This window comes from Sinorhizobium sp. Y406 (assembly GCF_058732025.1).
On record NZ_CM178974.1, the window covers coordinates 1,029,079 to 1,049,959 of the forward strand.

The window sequence follows — 20,881 nt, forward strand, 5'->3', positions numbered from 1 at the left end:
TAATGGGTTCTTCAAGAGGATGGTCTCGATCGGGAGAGAGCACAGCAATCCGCGCTGTCGTCTTCCGGAAGCTGGACGAGATTGAACTACTCATTGATTGACGGGGTCGACTGGCCATCGGTTCCCGTCCGTTGCAGGCCCGGATGCAAGATTGACAAGGAGCGACGATGGCTCAGACCCTTTCGTTTAACGGTCGCAGGCGCGTACGCAAGTTTTTTGGTAAGATTCCAGAAGTCGCGGAGATGCCGAACCTCATCGAGGTTCAGAAGGCGTCTTACGACCAGTTCCTCATGGTGGAAGAGCCCGCAGGCGGGCGTCCGGATGAGGGACTTCAAGCCGTTTTCAAGTCGGTATTTCCGATCAAGGATTTCTCGGGTGCTTCTATGCTCGAATTCGTATCCTACGAATTCGAACCGCCGAAGTTCGACGTCGAAGAGTGCCGCCAGCGCGATCTGACCTATGCGGCGCCGCTGAAGGTGACACTGCGCCTGATAGTGTTCGATATCGACGAGGATACGGGCGCCAAGTCGATCAAGGACATCAAGGAACAGAACGTCTACATGGGCGACATGCCGCTCATGACGGACAACGGTACCTTCATCGTCAATGGCACCGAGCGCGTCATCGTCTCGCAGATGCACCGGTCCCCGGGCGTCTTCTTCGATCATGACAAGGGCAAGAGCCATTCGTCCGGCAAGCTGCTCTTCGCCGCGCGCGTCATTCCCTATCGCGGTTCCTGGCTCGACATCGAGTTCGACGCCAAGGACATCGTCCACGCCCGCATCGACCGCCGCCGCAAGATTCCGGTGACGTCGCTGCTGATGGCACTCGGCATGGATGGCGAGGAAATCCTCGATACCTTCTACACCAGCTCGCTGTACCAGCGCGACGGTGATGGCTGGCGCGTGCCGTTCCAGCCGGATGCGCTGAAGGGCCAGAAGGCGGTTACCGACATGATCGACGCCGATACCGGCGAAGTCGTGGTCGAGGGTGGCAAAAAGCTGACGCCGCGTCTGCTGCGGCAGTTGCAGGATAAGGGCCTGAAGGCGCTGAAGGCGACCGACGACGATCTCTACGGCAACTATCTTGCCGAGGACGTGGTCAACGTCGAAACCGGCGAGATCTACCTGGAAGCCGGCGACGAGATCGACGAAAAGACGCTTCCGGTCATCCTCGAGGCTGGCTTCGACGAGATCCCGGTTCTCGATATCGACCACATTAATGTCGGCGCCTATATCCGTAACACGCTTGCCGCCGACAAGAACGAAAACCGGCAGGATGCGCTCTTCGACATCTACCGCGTCATGCGTCCGGGCGAACCGCCGACCATGGATTCGGCGGAAGCCATGTTCAACGCGCTGTTCTTCGATGCGGAACGTTACGATCTTTCCGCCGTCGGCCGCGTCAAGATGAACATGCGTCTGGACCTCGACGTCCCGGATACGGTTCGTACGCTGCGCAAGGAAGACATCCTGGCGGTCGTCAAGATGCTCGTCGAACTGCGCGACGGCAAGGGCGAGATCGACGACATCGACAATCTCGGCAACCGCCGCGTCCGCTCGGTCGGCGAACTGATGGAGAACCAGTATCGCCTGGGTCTCCTACGCATGGAACGGGCCATCAAGGAGCGCATGTCCTCGATCGAGATCGACACGGTCATGCCACAGGACCTGATCAACGCGAAGCCGGCAGCCGCCGCGGTTCGCGAGTTCTTCGGTTCCTCGCAGCTTTCGCAGTTCATGGACCAGGTGAACCCGCTTTCGGAAATCACCCATAAGCGCCGCCTTTCGGCTCTCGGCCCGGGCGGTCTGACGCGCGAGCGCGCCGGCTTCGAAGTCCGCGACGTGCATCCGACCCATTACGGCCGCATCTGCCCGATCGAGACGCCGGAAGGTCCGAACATCGGTCTCATCAACTCGCTCGCAACCTTTGCCCGCGTCAACAAATACGGCTTCATCGAGAGCCCGTACCGCAAGATCGTCGACGGCAAGGTCACGAACGACGTGGTCTATCTCTCGGCGATGGAAGAGGCCAAGTACCACGTCGCACAGGCGAACTCGGTCCTTGACGATGACGGTTCCTTTGCTGAGGAATTCGTCGTCTGCCGCCATGCCGGCGAAGTCATGCTGGCGCCGCGCGACAACATCAACCTGATGGACGTTTCGCCGAAGCAGCTCGTTTCGGTTGCTGCCGCGCTCATCCCGTTCCTCGAGAACGACGACGCCAACCGTGCGCTCATGGGATCGAACATGCAGCGTCAGGCCGTGCCGCTTCTGAGAGCCGAGGCGCCGTTCGTCGGCACCGGCATGGAGTCGGTCGTGGCTCGCGATTCCGGCGCCGCGATCGCCGCCCGCCGTGGCGGCATCGTCGACCAGGTCGATGCGACGCGTATCGTTATTCGCGCCACCGAAGACCTCGACCCGTCGAAGTCGGGCGTCGATATCTACCGCCTGCAGAAGTTCCAGCGGTCGAACCAGAACACCTGCGTCAACCAGCGTCCGCTGGTCACGGTCGGCGACGCTGTCAACAAGGGCGATATCATCGCAGACGGTCCCTCGACCGATCTCGGCGATCTGGCGCTCGGCCGCAATGCGCTCGTCGCTTTCATGCCGTGGAACGGCTACAACTACGAGGACTCGATCCTGCTTTCCGAGCGGATCGTGCGCGACGACGTGTTCACCTCCATCCACATCGAGGAGTTCGAGGTGATGGCGCGTGACACCAAGCTTGGTCCGGAAGAAATCACGCGCGACATTCCGAACGTGTCGGAAGAGGCGCTGAAGAACCTCGACGAGGCCGGCATCGTCTACATCGGGGCCGAGGTCCAGCCGGGTGACATCCTCGTCGGCAAGATCACGCCGAAGGGCGAAAGCCCGATGACGCCGGAAGAGAAGCTTCTGCGCGCCATCTTCGGCGAAAAGGCGTCCGACGTGCGCGACACGTCCATGCGCATGCCGCCCGGCACCTTCGGCACGATCGTCGAAGTGCGCGTCTTCAACCGCCACGGCGTGGAGAAGGACGAACGCGCGATGGCGATCGAGCGCGAGGAGATCGAACGGCTTGCCAAGGACCGCGACGACGAACAGGCGATCCTCGATCGCAACGTCTATGCGCGTCTGATCGACATGTTGCGCGGTCACGTTGCCGTCGCCGGCCCGAAGGGCTTCAAGAAGGGCACCGAGCTTTCGAACGCCGTCGTCAGCGAATATCCGCGCTCGCAGTGGTGGATGTTTGCCGTCGAGGACGAGAAGGCCCAGGGCGAAATCGAAGCCCTTCGCGCCCAATACGACGAGTCCAAGTCGCGCCTTGAACAGCGCTTCATGGACAAGGTCGAGAAGGTCCAGCGCGGCGACGAGATGCCTCCGGGCGTCATGAAGATGGTCAAGGTCTTCGTCGCGGTGAAGCGCAAGATCCAGCCGGGCGACAAGATGGCCGGCCGTCACGGCAACAAGGGTGTCGTGTCGCGGATCGTGCCGATCGAAGACATGCCGTTCCTCGAAGACGGTACGCATGTCGACGTAGTGCTGAACCCGCTCGGCGTGCCGTCGCGCATGAACGTCGGCCAGATCCTGGAGACGCATCTCGGCTGGGCTTGCGCCGGCATGGGCAAGAAGATCGGAGCGATGCTCGATGCGTATAAGGCGGGCGCTGATATCCAGCCGTTGCGCGACACCATCGACAGTGTCATCGGTTCCGGTCCGAAAGGCGAGCCGATCAAGCATTACGACGACGAATCGATCGTTCGGCTCGCCGAGCAGACCCGCCGAGGCGTTTCGATCGCAACGCCGGTCTTCGACGGTGCTGTCGAAGCGGACGTCAACGAAATGCTGGAGCAGGCGGGCCTCAAGGTGACCGGTCAGTCGACACTCTACGACGGACGCACCGGGGACCAGTTCGACCGCCAGGTGACCGTGGGCTACATCTATATGTTGAAGCTCAACCACCTGGTCGACGACAAGATCCACGCTCGCTCGATCGGTCCGTACTCGCTCGTTACCCAGCAGCCGCTCGGCGGCAAGGCGCAGTTCGGCGGCCAGCGTTTCGGCGAAATGGAGGTCTGGGCTCTGGAAGCCTACGGTGCTGCCTACACGCTCCAGGAAATGCTGACGGTCAAGTCGGACGACGTGGCCGGCCGCACCAAGGTCTACGAGGCGATCGTCCGTGGCGACGACACGTTCGAGGCGGGCATTCCGGAGAGCTTCAACGTTCTCGTCAAGGAAATGCGCTCGCTGGGCCTCTCGGTCGAGCTGGAGAATTCCAAGGTCGAGGACCTCGGCGCCACGGCGCAACTGCCGGACGCAGCGGAGTAAGACGACATCAGGTGCGTGCCGCGAGCGCGGCGCGCACCGTATCCGCCGCCGGGCATTTCGATTGCCCGCGGCAGGAAAAGGGCCGCACGCGATGCGGTTTTAGCCGTTTATGGGGCAGGGGCCGGCGCCCGGGATTTGCCGGCACCCTCGCCAAGCTCAGGGCGTAGCGCCCGCAAAGGAGACAGGCATGAACCAAGAGGTCATGAATCTTTTCAATCCGCAGGTGCCTGCACAGACCTTCGATTCCATCCGGATTTCGATCGCGTCGCCGGAGAAGATTCTTTCCTGGTCTTACGGTGAGATCAAGAAACCGGAGACGATCAACTACCGGACCTTCAAGCCGGAGCGCGATGGTCTGTTCTGCGCCCGCATCTTCGGACCGATCAAGGACTACGAGTGCTTGTGCGGCAAGTACAAGCGCATGAAGTACAAGGGCATCATCTGCGAAAAGTGCGGCGTCGAAGTCACGCTGTCGCGTGTACGCCGCGAGCGCATGGGCCATATCGAGCTCGCCGCCCCGGTTGCCCACATCTGGTTCCTGAAGTCGCTGCCGAGCCGCATCGCGACCCTGCTCGACATGACGCTGAAGGACATCGAGCGCGTTCTCTATTTCGAGAACTACATCGTCACCGAGCCGGGCCTGACGTCGCTCAAGGAAAACCAGCTCCTCTCCGAAGAAGAGTACATGATCGCCGTCGACGAGTTCGGCGAGGACCAGTTCACGGCCATGATCGGCGCCGAGGCGATCTACGAGATGCTCGCTTCGATGAATCTCGAGAAGATTGCCGGCGATCTGCGCGCGGAAATGGCTGAAACGACATCCGATCTGAAGCAGAAGAAGCTGATGAAGCGGCTGAAGATCGTCGAGAACTTCATGGAATCCGGCAACCGTCCGGAGTGGATGATCATGAAGGTCGTTCCCGTGATCCCGCCGGACCTGCGTCCGCTGGTGCCGCTCGACGGCGGCCGTTTCGCGACCTCCGACCTCAACGATCTCTACCGCCGCGTCATCAACCGAAACAACCGTCTAAAGCGGCTGATCGAGCTGCGTGCGCCGGGGATCATCATCCGCAACGAAAAGCGCATGCTGCAGGAATCCGTCGATGCGCTGTTCGACAACGGCCGCCGCGGCCGCGTGATCACCGGCGCCAACAAGCGTCCGCTGAAGTCGCTCTCCGATATGCTCAAGGGCAAGCAGGGCCGCTTCCGCCAGAACCTGCTCGGCAAGCGCGTCGACTATTCCGGCCGTTCGGTCATCGTGACCGGTCCGGAGCTGAAGCTGCACCAGTGCGGCCTGCCGAAGAAGATGGCGCTCGAGCTCTTCAAGCCGTTCATCTACGCCCGCCTCGACGCGAAGGGCTACTCCTCGACCGTCAAACAGGCCAAGAAGCTGGTCGAAAAGGAAAAGCCGGAAGTCTGGGATATTCTCGACGAGGTCATCCGCGAGCATCCGGTACTTCTGAACCGTGCGCCGACGCTGCACCGCCTGGGCATCCAGGCCTTCGAGCCTATCCTGGTCGAAGGCAAGGCGATCCAGTTGCACCCGCTCGTCTGCACCGCCTTCAACGCCGACTTCGACGGCGACCAGATGGCCGTTCACGTGCCGCTGTCGCTCGAAGCGCAGCTCGAAGCCCGCGTGCTGATGATGTCGACCAACAACATTCTGCATCCGGCAAACGGTGCGCCGATCATTGTTCCGTCGCAGGACATGGTTCTCGGTCTCTACTATCTCTCGATCCTGAACCAGAACGAGCCGGGCGAAGGCATGGCCTTCTCCGACATGGGCGAACTGCACCATGCGCTGGAGACCAAGGCCGTCACCCTTCACGCCAAGATCCGCGGCCGTTACAAGAGCGTCGACGCCGAGGGCAACCCGGTTTCGAAGATCTTTGAAACGACGCCCGGCCGCATGATCATCGGTGAGCTGCTGCCGAAGAACCCGAACATTCCCTTCGACATCTGCAATCAGGAGATGACCAAGAAGAACATCTCCAAGATGATCGACACGGTCTACCGCCATTGCGGCCAGAAGGACACGGTCATCTTCTGCGACCGGATCATGCAGCTCGGCTTCTCGCATGCCTGCCGCGCCGGTATTTCCTTCGGCAAGGACGACATGGTGATCCCGGACACCAAGGTGAAGATCGTCGGCGATACCGAAGCGCTCGTGAAGGAATACGAGCAGCAGTACAATGACGGCCTCATTACCCAGGGCGAGAAGTACAACAAGGTCGTCGACGCCTGGGGCAAGGCGACCGAGAAGGTCGCCGAGGAGATGATGGCGCGCATCAAGGCGGTCGAGTTCGACGATAGCGGCCGTCAGAAGCCGATGAACTCGATCTACATGATGTCGCACTCGGGTGCTCGTGGTTCTCCGAACCAGATGCGCCAGCTCGGCGGGATGCGCGGCCTGATGGCGAAGCCGTCGGGTGAGATCATCGAAACGCCGATCATCTCGAACTTCAAGGAAGGCCTGACCGTGAACGAGTACTTCAACTCGACCCACGGCGCCCGCAAGGGGCTGGCGGACACCGCCTTGAAGACCGCGAACTCCGGTTACCTCACGCGTCGTCTTGTCGATGTGGCGCAGGACTGCATCGTCACGCACACGGATTGCGGTACCGAAAAGGGCCTCACCATGACGGCGATCGTCGATGCGGGTCAGGTCGTGGCGTCGCTCGGCCAGCGTATCCTCGGCCGTACCGCGCTTGACAACATCGACAACCCGGTCACCGGCGAGCGCATCGTCGATGCCGGCAAGATGATCCTGGAAGCCGATGTCGTCGAGATAGAGAAGGCCGGCATCCAGTCCGTCCGCATTCGCTCGGCTCTGACTTGCGAAATCCAGACCGGTGTCTGCGGCGTCTGCTACGGTCGCGACCTGGCTCGGGGTACGCCGGTCAATATGGGCGAGGCCGTCGGCGTCATCGCGGCGCAGTCCATCGGGGAGCCGGGCACGCAGCTCACCATGCGAACCTTCCACCTGGGTGGTACGGCGACCGTGGTCGACCAGTCGTTCCTGGAAGCCTCCTATGAAGGCACGGTTCAGATCAAGAACCGGAACATGCTGCGCAATTCCGAAGGCGTACTCGTCGCCATGGGCCGCAACATGGCGATCCAGATCCTGGATGAGCGCGGTGTCGAGCGTTCCTCGCAGCGCGTCGCCTATGGCTCGAAGATCTTCGTCGACGATGGCGACAAGGTGAAGCGCGGCCAGCGCCTCGCCGAGTGGGACCCCTACACCCGTCCGATGATGACGGAAGTGGAAGGTACCGTTCACTTCGAAGACGTGGTCGACGGGATCTCGGTTCTGGAATCGACCGACGAGTCGACCGGCATCACCAAGCGCCAGGTCATCGACTGGCGCTCGACGCCGCGCGGTACGGACCTGAAGCCCGCGATCGTCATCAAGGACAAGAACGGCAACATTGCCAAGCTTGCCCGCGGCGGCGAGGCCCGCTTCATGCTCTCGGTCGACGCGATCCTGTCCGTCGAGCCGGGGCAAAAGGTCAGCCAGGGTGACGTTCTTGCGCGTTCGCCGCTTGAAAGCGCCAAGACCAAGGACATCACCGGTGGTCTGCCGCGCGTTGCCGAACTGTTCGAGGCGCGTCGCCCGAAGGATCACGCCATCATCGCTGAGATCGACGGCACGGTTCGTTTCGGCCGCGACTACAAGAACAAGCGTCGCGTGCTGATCGAGCCGGCGGAAGACGGTGTCGAGCCGGTCGAATACCTGATCCCGAAGGGCAAGCCCTTCCATCTTCAGGATGGCGACTATATCGAGAAGGGCGACTACATCCTCGACGGCAACCCGGCGCCGCATGACATCCTGGCGATCAAGGGCGTGGAAGCGCTTGCTTCCTACCTCGTCAACGAGATCCAGGAAGTCTATCGCCTGCAGGGCGTTGTCATCAACGACAAGCACATCGAGGTCATCGTCCGGCAGATGCTGCAGAAGGTCGAAATCACCGATGCTGGCGACTCGACCTATATCGTCGGCGACAATGTCGACCGCATCGAACTCGAGGACGTCAATGATGCGCTGATCGAGGAAGGCAAGAAGCCCGCCTCCGGCGAGCCGGTCCTTCTCGGCATCACCAAGGCATCGCTGCAGACGCCGTCCTTCATCTCGGCCGCTTCGTTCCAGGAAACCACCAAGGTCCTGACCGAAGCCGCGGTTGCCGGCAAGACGGACGGCCTGCAGGGTCTCAAGGAGAACGTCATCGTCGGCCGTCTCATCCCGGCCGGCACGGGCGGTACGATGACGCAGATCCGTCGCATCGCGACGGCGCGCGACGAGCTCATCCTCGAAGAGCGTCGCAAGGGCACGGGCGCGGATGCCGCGACACCGATGCTCGCCGACATGGCGAACGAGAACGCCGCGGCGGAGTGACCTGTTGGAGTTGGGGGGCGGTCATCGCCCTGCGTCAAGAATGAAAGAGGCCGCCCGGCTTGCGCCGGGCGGCCTCTTTGTCTTCCATCCGCCGGTTGGCGGCTGCGATCAGTTGAAGCGAATGATCGAGACCTCGCCTTCGAGGGCACCCTGATAGGCGGAGGCGTGCGGTTCCTCGTCTGGAACGTCGGTCATGGTGCCGATCTGGTCGAGATCTGCCTGGAAAAAGCCTTCCTCCGCCAGCGCATTGAGCGCCTCCCGAACGGCCGTGTCGTCATCCGGCGCCTGCAGCATCACGTGAATCTCAATGCCGTTGGCGTCGCCGGTCTCATAAGCCCGGCCGATAATGATGAAGATCAGCGGCTCTTCGGCCAAATTGTCGTTGTCGGGAGTGAAAGTCATGGAAAGGTCCTTCTTGAAGTGACGCCCAGCTTAGTCCGGTTTACATGGGCTTGCGAAGGAAAATAGCGAGGCGGCGCGGCTTTTCACTGTAGCGCCGCGCGTCCTAAACATCGCTGGAGCACTTCGGATTGCCGCATGTTTTAATCCTTGAGTCGCGATCGATTTGAGGAGACATGCAGGGGGAGGCGGCGCCGAGGGCAAGTGCCGAATCGAGGCGGCGGAATACCTGGGGGAGAATGGCCGATTCCCTGATCATGGCCGTGTTTGGCACCGTCATTGGGCGTCCGCGTGTCGCCGCGGGGCATTCCGCGCCGCAAAGCCTTGTTTTTCAGGCATATCAGGGCTGCAGCGGCGAGATTAATTGTTAATTGCCCTTGACGGATCGCCCTGAAAACATTACACCCCGCCGCATCAGAGCCCATGTGAGGCTGGCTGGTTCGGAGCGTCGCGTTCTGGAGTTCGCCTCAAACAAGGTTCAAAACGCACGCTGAAGACAAAAATGCTGCACGCAAGACGCTCGAAATAGTGCGTCCTCTGCATTTGATGGGGCCATCTGCGAAACGGCGGATCGGCCCTCGTTTTGCGCATTTCATAGGCGTTCGATACCGCCGGCGACGGCAACGATCCGCCCGAAAGGGTAACGTGACAAAGTTTTTGCAAGGGATGGTTACATGCCTACCGTAAACCAGCTGATCCGCAAGCCACGTCAGGCACAGGTAAAGCGCAACAAGGTTCCTGCTCTGCAGGAGAACCCGCAGAAGCGCGGCGTTTGCACTCGCGTCTACACGACGACCCCGAAGAAGCCGAACTCGGCTCTGCGTAAGGTTGCAAAGATCCGCCTGACGAACGGCTTCGAAGTGATCGGCTACATTCCCGGTGAAGGCCACAACCTTCAGGAACACTCCGTCGTCATGATCCGCGGCGGTCGCGTGAAGGACCTTCCGGGTGTTCGTTACCACATCATCCGCGGCGTTCTCGATACGCAGGGTGTGAAGAACCGTAAGCAGCGTCGTTCGAAGTACGGCGCGAAGCGTCCGAAATAACATCGCAACCGGCGCCATTTCGCTGGTCACAAGATATAAAGTTGAGAGACGAGAAGTATGTCCCGACGTCACAGAGCAGAAAAGCGTGAGATCAACCCGGACCCGAAGTTCGGTGATCTGGTCGTCACGAAGTTCATGAACGCAATCATGCTGGACGGCAAGAAGTCCGTTGCGGAGAGCATCGTCTACGGTGCCTTCGATGCAGTGCAGGCGAAGCTGAAGCAGGAACCGGTTGCCGTCTTCCACTCTGCGCTCGACAACATTGCTCCGCACGTCGAAGTGCGTTCGCGTCGCGTCGGTGGTGCCACCTACCAGGTTCCGGTCGATGTCCGTCCGGAGCGTCGTCAGGCGCTTGCTATCCGCTGGCTGATTGCCGCTGCGCGCAAGCGCAATGAAACGACCATGGTCGATCGCCTCTGCGGCGAACTCATGGATGCGGCGAACAACCGCGGCAGCGCCGTGAAGAAGCGCGAAGACACGCACAAGATGGCGGATGCCAACCGCGCGTTCTCGCACTACCGCTGGTAATACGAATTACGTCTCGAAAGGCAGTCACCCATGGCTCGCGAATATAAAATCGAAGATTACCGAAATTTCGGTATCATGGCGCATATTGACGCCGGCAAGACGACGACGACCGAGCGCATCCTCTATTACACCGGCAAGTCCCATAAGATCGGCGAAGTCCATGACGGCGCTGCGACCATGGACTGGATGGAGCAGGAGCAGGAGCGCGGCATCACGATCACGTCTGCAGCCACCACGACCTTCTGGAAGGGCCGTGACGGCAAGATGCGTCGCTTCAACATCATCGACACCCCCGGCCACGTGGACTTCACCATCGAAGTCGAGCGTTCGCTGCGCGTTCTCGACGGCGCGATCGCCCTTCTCGATGCCAATGCCGGCGTCGAGCCGCAGACGGAAACCGTCTGGCGCCAGGCCGAGAAGTATCATGTTCCGCGCATGATCTTCTGCAACAAGATGGACAAGACCGGTGCCGATTTCTATCGCTCGGTCGAGATGATCAAGTCCCGTCTCGGCGCGACCGCCGTCGTCATGCAGCTGCCGATCGGTGCTGAAAGTGAGTTCAAGGGCGTTGTCGACCTGATCGAGATGAACGCGCTTGTCTGGCGTGACGAATCGCTCGGTGCTCAGTGGGATGTGGTCGAAATTCCGGCCGACATGAAGGATAAGGCTGAGGAGTACCGCGAAAAGCTGATCGAGACGGTTGTCGAGATCGACGAAGCGGCGATGGAAGCCTACCTCGAAGGCACCTATCCGGACAACGACAAGATCCGTGAGCTCGTCCGTCGCGGTACCATCGACGTCAAGTTCCACCCGATGTTCTGCGGCACGGCCTTCAAGAACAAGGGCGTTCAGCCGCTGCTCGACGCCGTCGTCGATTACCTGCCGTCGCCGATCGACATTCCCGCGATCAAGGGCATCGACGTCAAGACCGACGCGGAAATCAGCCGTAAGGCCGATGACAACGAGCCGCTGTCGATGCTGGCGTTCAAGATCATGAACGACCCCTTCGTCGGTTCGCTGACTTTCGCCCGCATCTATTCCGGCAAGCTCGAAAAGGGCACGTCGGTCATGAACACCGTCAAGGAGAAGCGCGAGCGCGTCGGCCGCATGTTGCAGATGCACTCCAATTCGCGTGAAGACATCGAGGAAGCCTATGCGGGCGACATTGTTGCCTTGGCGGGTCTCAAGGAAACCACCACTGGCGATACGCTCTGCGATCCGCTGAAGCCGGTTATCCTCGAGCGCATGGAATTCCCGGAGCCGGTTATCCAGATCGCGATCGAGCCGAAGACCAAGGGCGACCAGGAAAAAATGGGCCTCGCGCTCAACCGTCTGGCTGCAGAAGATCCGTCATTCCGCGTCAAGACCGACGAGGAATCGGGTCAGACGATCATTGCCGGCATGGGCGAGCTTCACCTCGACATCATCGTCGACCGCATGCGTCGCGAATTCAAGGTCGAGGCATCCGTCGGTGCTCCGCAGGTTGCCTACCGCGAAACGATCACGCGTCAGCACGAAGAAGACTACACGCACAAGAAGCAGTCCGGTGGTACCGGTCAGTTCGCACGCGTCAAGATCGTCTTCGAACCGAACCCGGAAGGCGAGGACTTCGTATTCGAATCCAAGATCGTCGGCGGCGCGGTTCCGAAGGAATACATTCCGGGTGTTCAGAAGGGCATCGAAAGCGTCCTGTCGTCGGGTCCGCTCGCAGGCTTCCCGATGTTGGGCGTCAAGGCGACGCTCATCGATGGTGCCTTCCACGATGTCGACTCGTCGGTTCTGGCCTTCGAAATCGCTTCGCGCGCCTGCTTCCGCGAAGCAGCGAAGAAGGCCGGCGCTCAGCTCCTCGAGCCGATCATGAAGGTCGAGGTCGTGACGCCGGAAGACTACGTCGGCGACGTGATCGGCGACCTGAACTCTCGCCGTGGCCAGATCCAGGGCCAGGAGTCGCGCGGCGTGGCCGTGGTGATCAACGCCCACGTGCCGCTCGCGAACATGTTCAAGTACGTGGACAACCTGCGTTCGATGTCGCAGGGCCGCGCTCAGTACACGATGCTGTTCGATCACTACGCGCCGGTTCCGTCGAACGTCGCGCAGGAAATCCAGGCGAAGTATTCCGGTCAGAAGTGACCGGAATACCCCAGCACTGAAACAGAATGAAAAGATTTCCCCTCTAGGGATCAGGAAACGGAGAGCCGAAAATGGCAAAGAGCAAATTCGAGCGCAACAAGCCGCACGTCAACATTGGCACGATTGGCCACGTTGACCATGGCAAGACGTCGCTGACTGCAGCGATCACGAAGTATTTCGGCGAGTTCAAGGCGTATGACCAGATCGACGCGGCGCCGGAAGAGAAGGCCCGCGGCATCACGATTTCGACGGCGCACGTCGAATACGAGACGCCGAACCGTCACTATGCGCACGTCGACTGCCCCGGCCACGCCGACTACGTCAAGAACATGATCACCGGTGCGGCGCAGATGGACGGCGCGATCCTGGTCGTCTCGGCCGCCGACGGCCCGATGCCGCAGACGCGCGAACACATCCTGCTCGCCCGCCAGGTTGGCGTTCCGGCGATCGTCGTGTTCCTGAACAAGGTCGACCAGGTCGACGACGCCGAGCTGCTCGAGCTCGTCGAGCTGGAAGTGCGCGAACTGCTGTCGTCCTACGAATTCCCGGGCGACGACATTCCGATCATCAAGGGTTCGGCGCTGGCCGCACTCGAAGATTCCGACAAGAAGATCGGCGAAGACGCGATCCGCGAGCTGATGGAAGCGGTCGACGCCTACATCCCGACGCCGGAGCGTCCGATCGATCAGCCGTTCCTGATGCCGATCGAAGACGTGTTCTCGATCTCGGGCCGTGGCACGGTGGTGACCGGCCGTGTCGAGCGCGGCATCGTCAAGGTCGGTGAGGAAGTCGAGATCGTCGGCATCCGTCCGACGACGAAGACGACCTGCACGGGCGTTGAAATGTTCCGCAAGCTGCTCGACCAGGGCCAGGCCGGCGACAACATCGGTGCGCTGCTGCGCGGTATCGACCGCAACGGCGTCGAGCGCGGCCAGATCCTGTGCAAGCCGGGTTCGGTCATGCCGCACACGAAGTTCAAGGCCGAGGCCTACATCCTGACGAAGGAAGAGGGTGGCCGTCATACGCCGTTCTTCACCAACTACCGTCCGCAGTTCTACTTCCGCACGACGGACGTGACCGGCGTGGTGACGCTGCCGGAAGGCACGGAGATGGTGATGCCGGGCGACAACGTGACGGTCGACGTCGAGCTGATCGTGCCGATCGCGATGGAAGAAAAGCTGCGCTTCGCGATCCGCGAAGGCGGCCGCACCGTCGGCGCCGGCATCGTCGCCTCGATCATCAAGTAAGAAGAAAACGGCTTGGCCGTTTCGGCAGGGACATGGTCGCCCATGTCCCTGCGATTTTTGAAAAGAAGCGGCGCAAGCGAAACGAATTTCAGAAGTTTTGAACGTGTGCCCTGAGGCACACCGGAAACACGAGCAAGGACAAGTCGAATGAACGGCCAGAATATCCGCATCCGCCTCAAGGCGTTTGATCACCGGATCCTCGATGCCTCCACGCGCGAAATCGTGTCGACGGCCAAGCGCACCGGTGCGAGTGTGCGTGGGCCCGTGCCGCTTCCGACCCGGATTGAAAAATTCACGGTCAACCGGTCGCCGCATATCGACAAGAAGAGCCGCGAACAGTTTGAGATGCGCACCCATAAGCGTCTTCTCGATATCGTTGATCCGACCCCCCAGACGGTTGATGCGCTGATGAAGTTGGATCTGGCCGCTGGCGTCGACGTCGAGATCAAGCTCTAAGGTCCGGCGCAAGCCGAAATAACAAGGAAGGTACGTGGAGTTTCTCCAACGGCTTCCAGGAACAGGAAACCGGAAGGTGCAGGAATGCGCCGGACGGGAACCCTAAACAAGAGGCGTGAACCGATGCGTTCAGGTGTGATTGCACAGAAAGTGGGAATGACCCGCGTCTACAACGACGCCGGCGAGCATATCCCGGTAACAGTATTGCGGCTGGAGAGCTGCCAGGTCGTGGCCCACCGCACGGAAGACAAGAACGGCTATACCGCGGTTCAGCTGGGTGCCGGCCGTTCGAAGGTCAAGAATACGACGAAGGCTCTGCGCGGCCATTTTGCCGCTGCGAGCGTCGAGCCGAAGGCGAAGCTTGTCGAGTTCCGCGTCAGCGCCGACAACATGATCGAAATCGGCGCCGAACTGACGGCCAGCCATTTCGTCGCCGGGCAGCTGGTGGACGTAACCGGCACGACGATCGGTAAGGGCTTTGCCGGCGCCATCAAGCGCCACAATTTCGGCGGCCTTCGCGCCACGCACGGCGTATCCGTTTCGCACCGCTCGCATGGTTCGACCGGCTCCAACCAGGATCCGGGCCGCGTCTGGAAGGGCAAGCGCATGGCTGGTCACATGGGCCAGACGCGCGTGACGACGCAGAACCTGGAAGTCGTATCGACCGACGAAGACCGTGGCCTGATCCTGGTCAAGGGCGCAGTCCCGGGCTCCAAGGGCGCCTGGATCGTCGTCCGCGACGCAATCAAGTCGGGCACTCCGGATGGCGCTCCGCGCCCGGCCGGTCTGCGCGCTGCAGCATCGAAGTAAGGGAGCCGAATAATGGATCTCACCGTCAAAACCCTCGAGGGCAAGGACGCGGGAAAGGTTTCCCTTTCTGACGCCATTTTCGGCCTCGAACCCCGTGAAGACATCATCGCCCGCGTCATTCGCTGGCAGCTTGCCAAGCGCCAGCAGGGTACGCACAAGGCCAAGGGCCGCGCCGAAGTTTCCCGCACCGGCGCCAAGATGTACAAGCAGAAGGGTACGGGCCGCGCTCGTCACCATTCCGCTCGCGCTCCGCAGTTCCGCGGCGGCGGCAAGGCCCATGGCCCGGTCGTCCGCAGCCATGCGCACGACCTGCCGAAAAAGGTTCGCGCGCTCGGCCTGCGCCACGCACTGTCGGCAAAGTTGAAGGCTGAAGAGATCATCGTCCTCGACGATCTCATCGCCAACGAAGCAAAGACGAAGGTACTCGCCGGCGCATTTGCTTCGCTCGGCCTCACCAATGCCCTGATCATCGGCGGCGCCGAGATCGAGAGCAACTTCAAGCTCGCAGCCCAGAACATCCCGAACGTGGACGTTCTGCCGGTTCAGGGCATCAATGTTTATGACATTCTGCGCCGTGGCAAGCTCGTGCTTTCCAAGGCCGCCGTGGAAGCTCTGGAGGAGCGGTTCAAATGACGGATCTTCGCCACTATGACGTGATCGTGTCTCCCTCGATCACCGAAAAGTCGACGCTGGTTTCCGAACAGAACCAGGTCGTCTTCAATGTCGCCAAGGGCGCGTCGAAGCCTGAGATCAAGGCTGCCGTCGAAGCTCTGTTCGGTGTGAAGGTCACGGCCGTGAACACGCTCGTCCGCAAGGGCAAGCTGAAGCGCTTCCGCGGCTTCGCCGGAAAACAGAAGGACGTGAAGAAGGCGATCGTAACGCTCGCCGAGGGTCAGTCCATCGACGTTTCCACCGGTCTCTAACGGATAGGCCCATTAGGGTAAAAACCCAAAAGGGAACAAGAAAATGGCATTGAAAAGCTTCAATCCGACGACGCCGAGCCAGCGTCAACTGGTCATCGTCAACCGGGCAGGCCTTCATAAGGGCAAGCCGGTCAAGGCGCTGACCGAGGGCCTGTCCTCCAAGGGCGGCCGCAACAATCTCGGCCGCATCACCGTCCGCTTCCAGGGCGGCGGTCACAAGCGTACCTATCGCCTGGTCGACTTCAAGCGTCGCAAATTCGACGTCGAAGGCACGGTCGAGCGTCTGGAATACGACCCGAACCGCACTGCCTTCATCGCGCTCGTCAATTACGCCGACGGTGAACAGGCCTATATCCTGGCGCCGCAGCGTCTGGCTGCAGGCGACAAGGTCATCGCCTCGGACAAGGCCGTCGACGTCAAGCCCGGCAACGCGATGCCGCTGCAGTACATCCCGGTCGGCTCCATCATCCACAATGTGGAAATGAAGCCGGGCAAGGGCGGGCAGATCGCTCGCTCCGCAGGTACCTACGCACAACTCGTTGGCCGTGACCAGGGCATGGCGATCCTTCGCCTGAACTCCGGCGAACAGCGCCTCGTGCACGGCTCTTGCCTCGCATCGATCGGTGCTGTATCGAACCCGGATCACGGCAACATCAATGACGGTAAGGCCGGCCGTTCGCGTTGGCGCGGTAAGCGCCCGCACGTACGCGGCGTCGTCATGAACCCGGTTGACCACCCGCACGGCGGTGGTGAAGGCCGCACGTCCGGTGGCCGTCACCCGGTTACCCCGTGGGGCAAGCCGACGAAGGGCAAGCGCACGCGCTCCAATAAGTCGACCGACAAGTTCATCATGCGCTCGCGTCATCAGCGCAAGAAGTAAGAGAGGAAGTCTCAAGTGGCTCGTTCAGTTTGGAAAGGTCCGTTTGTTGACGGCTATCTTCTCAAGAAGGCTGAGAAGGTTCGCGAAGGCGGACGCAACGAAGTGATCAAGATGTGGAGCCGCCGCTCTACGATCCTTCCGCAGTTCGTCGGTCTGACCTTCGGCGTCTACAACGGCAACAAGCATGTTCCCGTCTCGGTGTCCGAAGAAATGGTCGGTCACAAGTTCGGTGAATTCGCTCCGACCCGGACCTATTACGGTCATGGCGCGGACAAGAAAGCGAAGAGGAAGTAACGATGGGCAAGGCAAAAGCCGAACGCCGGCTGAAGGATAATGAGGCGCAGGCCGTTGCGCGCACGATCCGCGTCAGCCCCCAGAAGCTCAACCTGGTTGCCGCGCTGATCCGCGGCAAGAAGGTCGATCGCGCTCTGGCCGAACTCGAGTTCTCCCGCAAACGCATCGCAGACACGGTCAAGAAGACGCTTGAATCCGCGATCGCAAACGCCGAGAACAACCACGATCTCGACGTTGATTCACTCATCGTTGCAGAAGCTTATGTTGGCAAGTCGATCGTGATGAAGCGCTTCCACGCCCGTGGTCGCGGCCGTGCATCGCGCATCGAAAAGCCGTTCTCGCACTTGACGATCGTTGTTCGTGAAGTGGAAGCCACAGGGGAGGCCGCATAATGGGCCAGAAGATTAATCCGATCGGTTTCCGTCTCGGCATCAACCGGACCTGGGACAGCCGTTGGTTCGCGGACAACGCCGAGTACGGCCAACTGCTCCACGAAGACCTGAAGATCCGCGCTTACCTCATGGAAGAGCTGAAGGCCGCGGGCATCGCCAAGGTCGTGATCGAGCGTCCGCACAAGAAGTGCCGCGTGACCATCCACTCGGCGCGTCCGGGCCTGATCATCGGCAAGAAGGGCGCCGACATCGAGAAGCTTCGCCGGAAGCTTTCCGAGATGACCAATTCGGAGACGCACCTCAACATCGTCGAAGTGCGTAAGCCCGAAGTCGACGCAACGCTCGTTGCCCAATCGATCGCCCAGCAGCTCGAGCGCCGCGTGGCCTTCCGCCGGGCGATGAAGCGCGCCGTTCAGTCGGCGATGCGTCTTGGCGCCGAAGGCATCAAGATCACCTGCGCCGGTCGTCTCGGCGGTGCGGAAATCGCCCGTACCGAGTGGTATCGTGAAGGCCGCGTTCCGCTGCACACGCTGCGCGCCGACATCGACTACGGCACGGCAGAAGCGGAAACCGCATTCGGTATCTGCGGCGTCAAGGTCTGGATCTTCAAGGGCGAAATCCTGGAGCACGATCCGATGGCTTCCGAGCGTCGCGCGACCGAGAGTGACTCCCAGGGCTCTGGCAGCAGAGACCGCCGTCGTGAAAACGCGTAACATCCGCGCGTGGCAGCCAATATCGGAGAAGTAAAAAAATGTTGCAGCCAAAGCGTACGAAGTATCGCAAGCAGTTCAAGGGGCGCATCAAGGGCATCGCCAAGGGCGGCTCTGCGCTTGCTTTCGGCGAGTTCGGTCTGAAGGCTCAGGAGCCGAACCGCGTTAACGCACGTGAGATCGAAGCGGCTCGCCGCGCGATCACCCGCTACATGAAGCGCGCCGGCCGCGTCTGGATCCGCGTGTTCCCGGATGTTCCGGTCACCGCCAAGCCGACGGAAGTCCGCATGGGTAAGGGTAAGGGTTCGGTCGAATACTGGGCGTGCAAGGTCAAGCCTGGCCGTATGATGTTCGAGATCGATGGTGTCAGCGAAGAGATCGCCCGTGAGGCACTTCGTCTTGGCGCTGCCAAGCTCTCTGTAAAGACGCGCTTCGTGCAGCGCATCGCAGAGTAAGGAGTGAAGCTCATGAAAGCCGCAGATGTTCGCGCTCTGAGCGCCGACCAACTCAAGGAAGAGCTTGCCAAGCTGAAGAAGGAGCAGTTCAACCTGCGCTTCCAGAAGGCGACCGGCCAGCTCGAGAAATCTTCGCGTGTCAACGAAGTCCGCAAGGACATCGCACGCATCAAAACCATCGCCCGCCAGAAGGCGGCAGAAGCCAAGGCCTAAGGACCAGAAGAATATGCCGAAACGCATTCTGCAGGGCACCGTCGTCAGCGACAAGAACGACAAGACCATCGTTGTCAAGGTCGAGCGCCGCTTTGCGCACCCGATCCTTCAGAAGACCGTGCGTCGTTCCAAGAAGTACAAGGCTCACGACGAGAACAATCAATACAAGGTCGGCGATGTCGTTTCCATTCAGGAATGCGCGCCGATTTCGAAGGACAAGCGCTGGACGGTGGTTTCCGCCCAGGCTTGAATTCTGCAGGATTTGCCTTTCGGACCCTTGCGTCCCGAGCAAATATCTGTATGAAGCACGCAATTAAAGCCGAGGAACGCTCGAGTCCGAGCGTTCTTTTGCTTTGAGATGAGCAAAATAAGCCGGGCAAGGGGGTTTCGGCCCAACCGGCCTGGTCACAACAAGAAGGCGACCTGACATGATTCAGATGCAAACAAACCTCGACGTGGCGGATAATTCCGGCGCACGTCGTGTCATGTGCATCAAGGTGCTGGGCGGCTCCAAGCGCAAATACGCGTCGATCGGCGACATCATCGTCGTCTCGATCAAGGAAGCCATTCCGCGCGGCCGCGTGAAGAAGGGTGACGTCATGAAGGCAGTTGTCGTTCGCACCGCGAAGGACATCCGCCGTGCGGATGGCAGCGTCATCCGCTTCGACACCAACGCTGCCGTTCTCATTGACAACAAGAGAGAGCCGATCGGCACCCGTATCTTCGGACCGGTTCCGCGCGAACTTCGCGCCAAGAACCACATGAAGATCATCTCGCTGGCTCCGGAAGTACTGTAAGGGAGCGTTCAGAGATGCAAAAGATTCGCAAGGGCGACAAGGTCGTCATTCTCACCGGCAAGGACAAGGGCCGTACCGGCGAAGTCATCCAGGTCATGCCCAAGGAAGACCGGGCAGTGGTTCGCGGCGTCAACATGGTGAAGCGTCACCAGCGCCAGACCCAGAACCAGGAAGCCGGCATCATAACCAAGGAAGCCCCGATCCACCTGTCGAACGTCGCGATCGCCGATCCGAAGGATGGCAAGCCGACCCGCGTCGGTTTCAAGATCGATGGTGACAAGAAGGTCCGCGTGGCCAAGCGTTCGGGAGAAGTGATCGATGGCTAAGACCGCTTATGAGCCGCGGCTCAAGAAGGAATATGTGGAGCGTATCCGCAAGGCGATGCAGGAGCAGTTCTCCTACGCCAACGAAATGCAGATTCCGCGCCTCGACAAGATCGTCATCAACATGGGCGTTGGTGAAGCGACCGGCGACTCCAAGAAGCCGACCGTTGCTGCCGCCGACCTCGCTGCGATTGCCGGCCAGAAGCCGGTGATCACCCGCGCACGCAACTCCATCGCTGGCTTCAAGCTCCGCGAAGGCATGCCGATTGGTGCCAAGGTTACCCTGCGCGGCGTTCGGATGTATGAGTTCCTGGATCGTCTCGTGAACATCGCCCTGCCGCGCGTTCGCGACTTCCGTGGCCTCAACCCGAAGTCCTTCGATGGCCGTGGCAACTTCGCCATGGGCGTCAAGGAGCACATTGTGTTCCCTGAGATCAACTACGACAAGGTTGATCAGATGTGGGGCATGGACATCATCGTTTGCACGACGGCCAAGACCGACGACGAAGCTCGCGCTCTGCTCAAAGAGTTCAACTTCCCGTTCCGTCAGTAATCCGTAACGACAAGCGTAAAGA

General features: G+C 60.7%; 21 protein-coding genes. 20 read left to right on the forward strand and 1 reads right to left on the reverse strand.

Translation table 11 applies throughout. The features are described 5' to 3' along the window. The first annotated feature begins 167 nt into the window (after nucleotides 1-167). Nucleotides 168-4,310, forward strand: a complete 4,143-nt coding sequence (rpoB, locus tag AC4P1R_RS04915; RefSeq protein ID WP_069456484.1) for a DNA-directed RNA polymerase subunit beta — start codon at nucleotides 168-170, stop codon at nucleotides 4,308-4,310. A gap of 187 nt (nucleotides 4,311-4,497) precedes the next feature. Continuing rightward, nucleotides 4,498-8,703, forward strand: coding sequence for a DNA-directed RNA polymerase subunit beta' (gene rpoC / locus AC4P1R_RS04920; RefSeq protein WP_069456485.1), 4,206 nt, complete (start codon nucleotides 4,498-4,500; stop codon nucleotides 8,701-8,703). Nucleotides 8,704-8,811: 108 nt separating this feature from the next. Here rpoC and AC4P1R_RS04925 read toward each other — a convergent pair whose 3' ends face one another. Beyond that, nucleotides 8,812-9,105 carry a transcriptional regulator gene (locus tag AC4P1R_RS04925; protein WP_069456486.1) on the reverse strand — a complete coding sequence of 98 codons (294 nt, stop codon included), beginning with the start codon at nucleotides 9,103-9,105 and terminating at the stop codon, nucleotides 8,812-8,814. A gap of 671 nt (nucleotides 9,106-9,776) precedes the next feature. On the opposite strand from AC4P1R_RS04925, the gene rpsL reads away from it, so the two are divergent. From rpsL to rplE, 18 genes are all read left to right on the forward strand, one after another. Further along, on the forward strand, nucleotides 9,777-10,148 hold the full coding sequence (rpsL, locus tag AC4P1R_RS04930; RefSeq protein WP_003507760.1) for a 30S ribosomal protein S12: 372 nt from the start codon (nucleotides 9,777-9,779) through the stop codon (nucleotides 10,146-10,148). Nucleotides 10,149-10,205: 57 nt separating this feature from the next. Further along, a complete protein-coding gene (gene rpsG, locus AC4P1R_RS04935) occupies nucleotides 10,206-10,676 on the forward strand; it encodes a 30S ribosomal protein S7 (protein ID WP_034858889.1) in 471 nt (156 codons plus the stop codon). A 30-nt stretch (nucleotides 10,677-10,706) separates the two neighbouring features. Next, entirely contained in the window at nucleotides 10,707-12,806 is a 2,100-nt protein-coding gene (gene fusA / locus AC4P1R_RS04940) for an elongation factor G (RefSeq protein WP_069456487.1), read from the forward strand. Nucleotides 12,807-12,877: 71 nt separating this feature from the next. Beyond that, entirely contained in the window at nucleotides 12,878-14,053 is a 1,176-nt protein-coding gene (gene tuf, locus AC4P1R_RS04945) for an elongation factor Tu (RefSeq protein WP_069456381.1), read from the forward strand. Between the two features lie 147 nt (nucleotides 14,054-14,200). Next, nucleotides 14,201-14,509: a 30S ribosomal protein S10 gene (gene rpsJ, locus AC4P1R_RS04950; RefSeq protein ID WP_003547547.1), complete on the forward strand. Its 309-nt coding sequence runs from the start codon at nucleotides 14,201-14,203 to the stop codon at nucleotides 14,507-14,509. A gap of 123 nt (nucleotides 14,510-14,632) precedes the next feature. Next, the gene (gene rplC / locus AC4P1R_RS04955; RefSeq protein ID WP_071023197.1) at nucleotides 14,633-15,319 is read left to right on the forward strand and encodes a 50S ribosomal protein L3; all 687 of its coding nucleotides are present in this window, start codon (nucleotides 14,633-14,635) and stop codon (nucleotides 15,317-15,319) included. Between the two features lie 12 nt (nucleotides 15,320-15,331). After that, a complete protein-coding gene (gene rplD / locus AC4P1R_RS04960; protein WP_492177466.1) occupies nucleotides 15,332-15,952 on the forward strand; it encodes a 50S ribosomal protein L4 in 621 nt (206 codons plus the stop codon). Continuing rightward, the gene (locus tag AC4P1R_RS04965) at nucleotides 15,949-16,242 is read left to right on the forward strand and encodes a 50S ribosomal protein L23 (protein WP_034859451.1); all 294 of its coding nucleotides are present in this window, start codon (nucleotides 15,949-15,951) and stop codon (nucleotides 16,240-16,242) included. The genes rplD and AC4P1R_RS04965 overlap by 4 nt, the downstream gene beginning before the upstream one ends. A 43-nt stretch (nucleotides 16,243-16,285) precedes the next feature. Beyond that, nucleotides 16,286-17,122 (forward strand): 50S ribosomal protein L2, encoded by an 837-nt coding sequence (rplB, locus tag AC4P1R_RS04970; RefSeq protein WP_069457937.1) that lies wholly within the window; start codon nucleotides 16,286-16,288, stop codon nucleotides 17,120-17,122. Nucleotides 17,123-17,137: 15 nt separating this feature from the next. After that, a complete protein-coding gene (gene rpsS / locus AC4P1R_RS04975; RefSeq protein ID WP_002964358.1) occupies nucleotides 17,138-17,416 on the forward strand; it encodes a 30S ribosomal protein S19 in 279 nt (92 codons plus the stop codon). 2 nt (nucleotides 17,417-17,418) lie between these two features. After that, nucleotides 17,419-17,808, forward strand: coding sequence for a 50S ribosomal protein L22 (rplV, locus tag AC4P1R_RS04980; RefSeq protein ID WP_071023189.1), 390 nt, complete (start codon nucleotides 17,419-17,421; stop codon nucleotides 17,806-17,808). Next, a complete protein-coding gene (rpsC, locus tag AC4P1R_RS04985; RefSeq protein WP_034859448.1) occupies nucleotides 17,808-18,521 on the forward strand; it encodes a 30S ribosomal protein S3 in 714 nt (237 codons plus the stop codon). Before rplV ends, rpsC begins: the two co-directional genes overlap by 1 nt. 38 nt (nucleotides 18,522-18,559) lie before the next feature. After that, on the forward strand, nucleotides 18,560-18,973 hold the full coding sequence (rplP, locus tag AC4P1R_RS04990) for a 50S ribosomal protein L16 (RefSeq protein WP_069457935.1): 414 nt from the start codon (nucleotides 18,560-18,562) through the stop codon (nucleotides 18,971-18,973). 12 nt (nucleotides 18,974-18,985) lie between these two features. Then, entirely contained in the window at nucleotides 18,986-19,186 is a 201-nt protein-coding gene (rpmC, locus tag AC4P1R_RS04995; protein WP_034859457.1) for a 50S ribosomal protein L29, read from the forward strand. A 13-nt stretch (nucleotides 19,187-19,199) separates the two neighbouring features. Continuing rightward, nucleotides 19,200-19,436, forward strand: a complete 237-nt coding sequence (rpsQ, locus tag AC4P1R_RS05000) for a 30S ribosomal protein S17 (protein ID WP_069457934.1) — start codon at nucleotides 19,200-19,202, stop codon at nucleotides 19,434-19,436. A 178-nt stretch (nucleotides 19,437-19,614) separates the two neighbouring features. Next, nucleotides 19,615-19,983: a 50S ribosomal protein L14 gene (gene rplN / locus AC4P1R_RS05005; RefSeq protein WP_069457933.1), complete on the forward strand. Its 369-nt coding sequence runs from the start codon at nucleotides 19,615-19,617 to the stop codon at nucleotides 19,981-19,983. A gap of 14 nt (nucleotides 19,984-19,997) precedes the next feature. After that, a complete protein-coding gene (gene rplX / locus AC4P1R_RS05010) occupies nucleotides 19,998-20,309 on the forward strand; it encodes a 50S ribosomal protein L24 (protein ID WP_069457932.1) in 312 nt (103 codons plus the stop codon). Next, the gene (gene rplE, locus AC4P1R_RS05015; protein ID WP_069457931.1) at nucleotides 20,302-20,859 is read left to right on the forward strand and encodes a 50S ribosomal protein L5; all 558 of its coding nucleotides are present in this window, start codon (nucleotides 20,302-20,304) and stop codon (nucleotides 20,857-20,859) included. The genes rplX and rplE overlap by 8 nt, the downstream gene beginning before the upstream one ends. Nucleotides 20,860-20,881 lie beyond the last annotated feature (22 nt).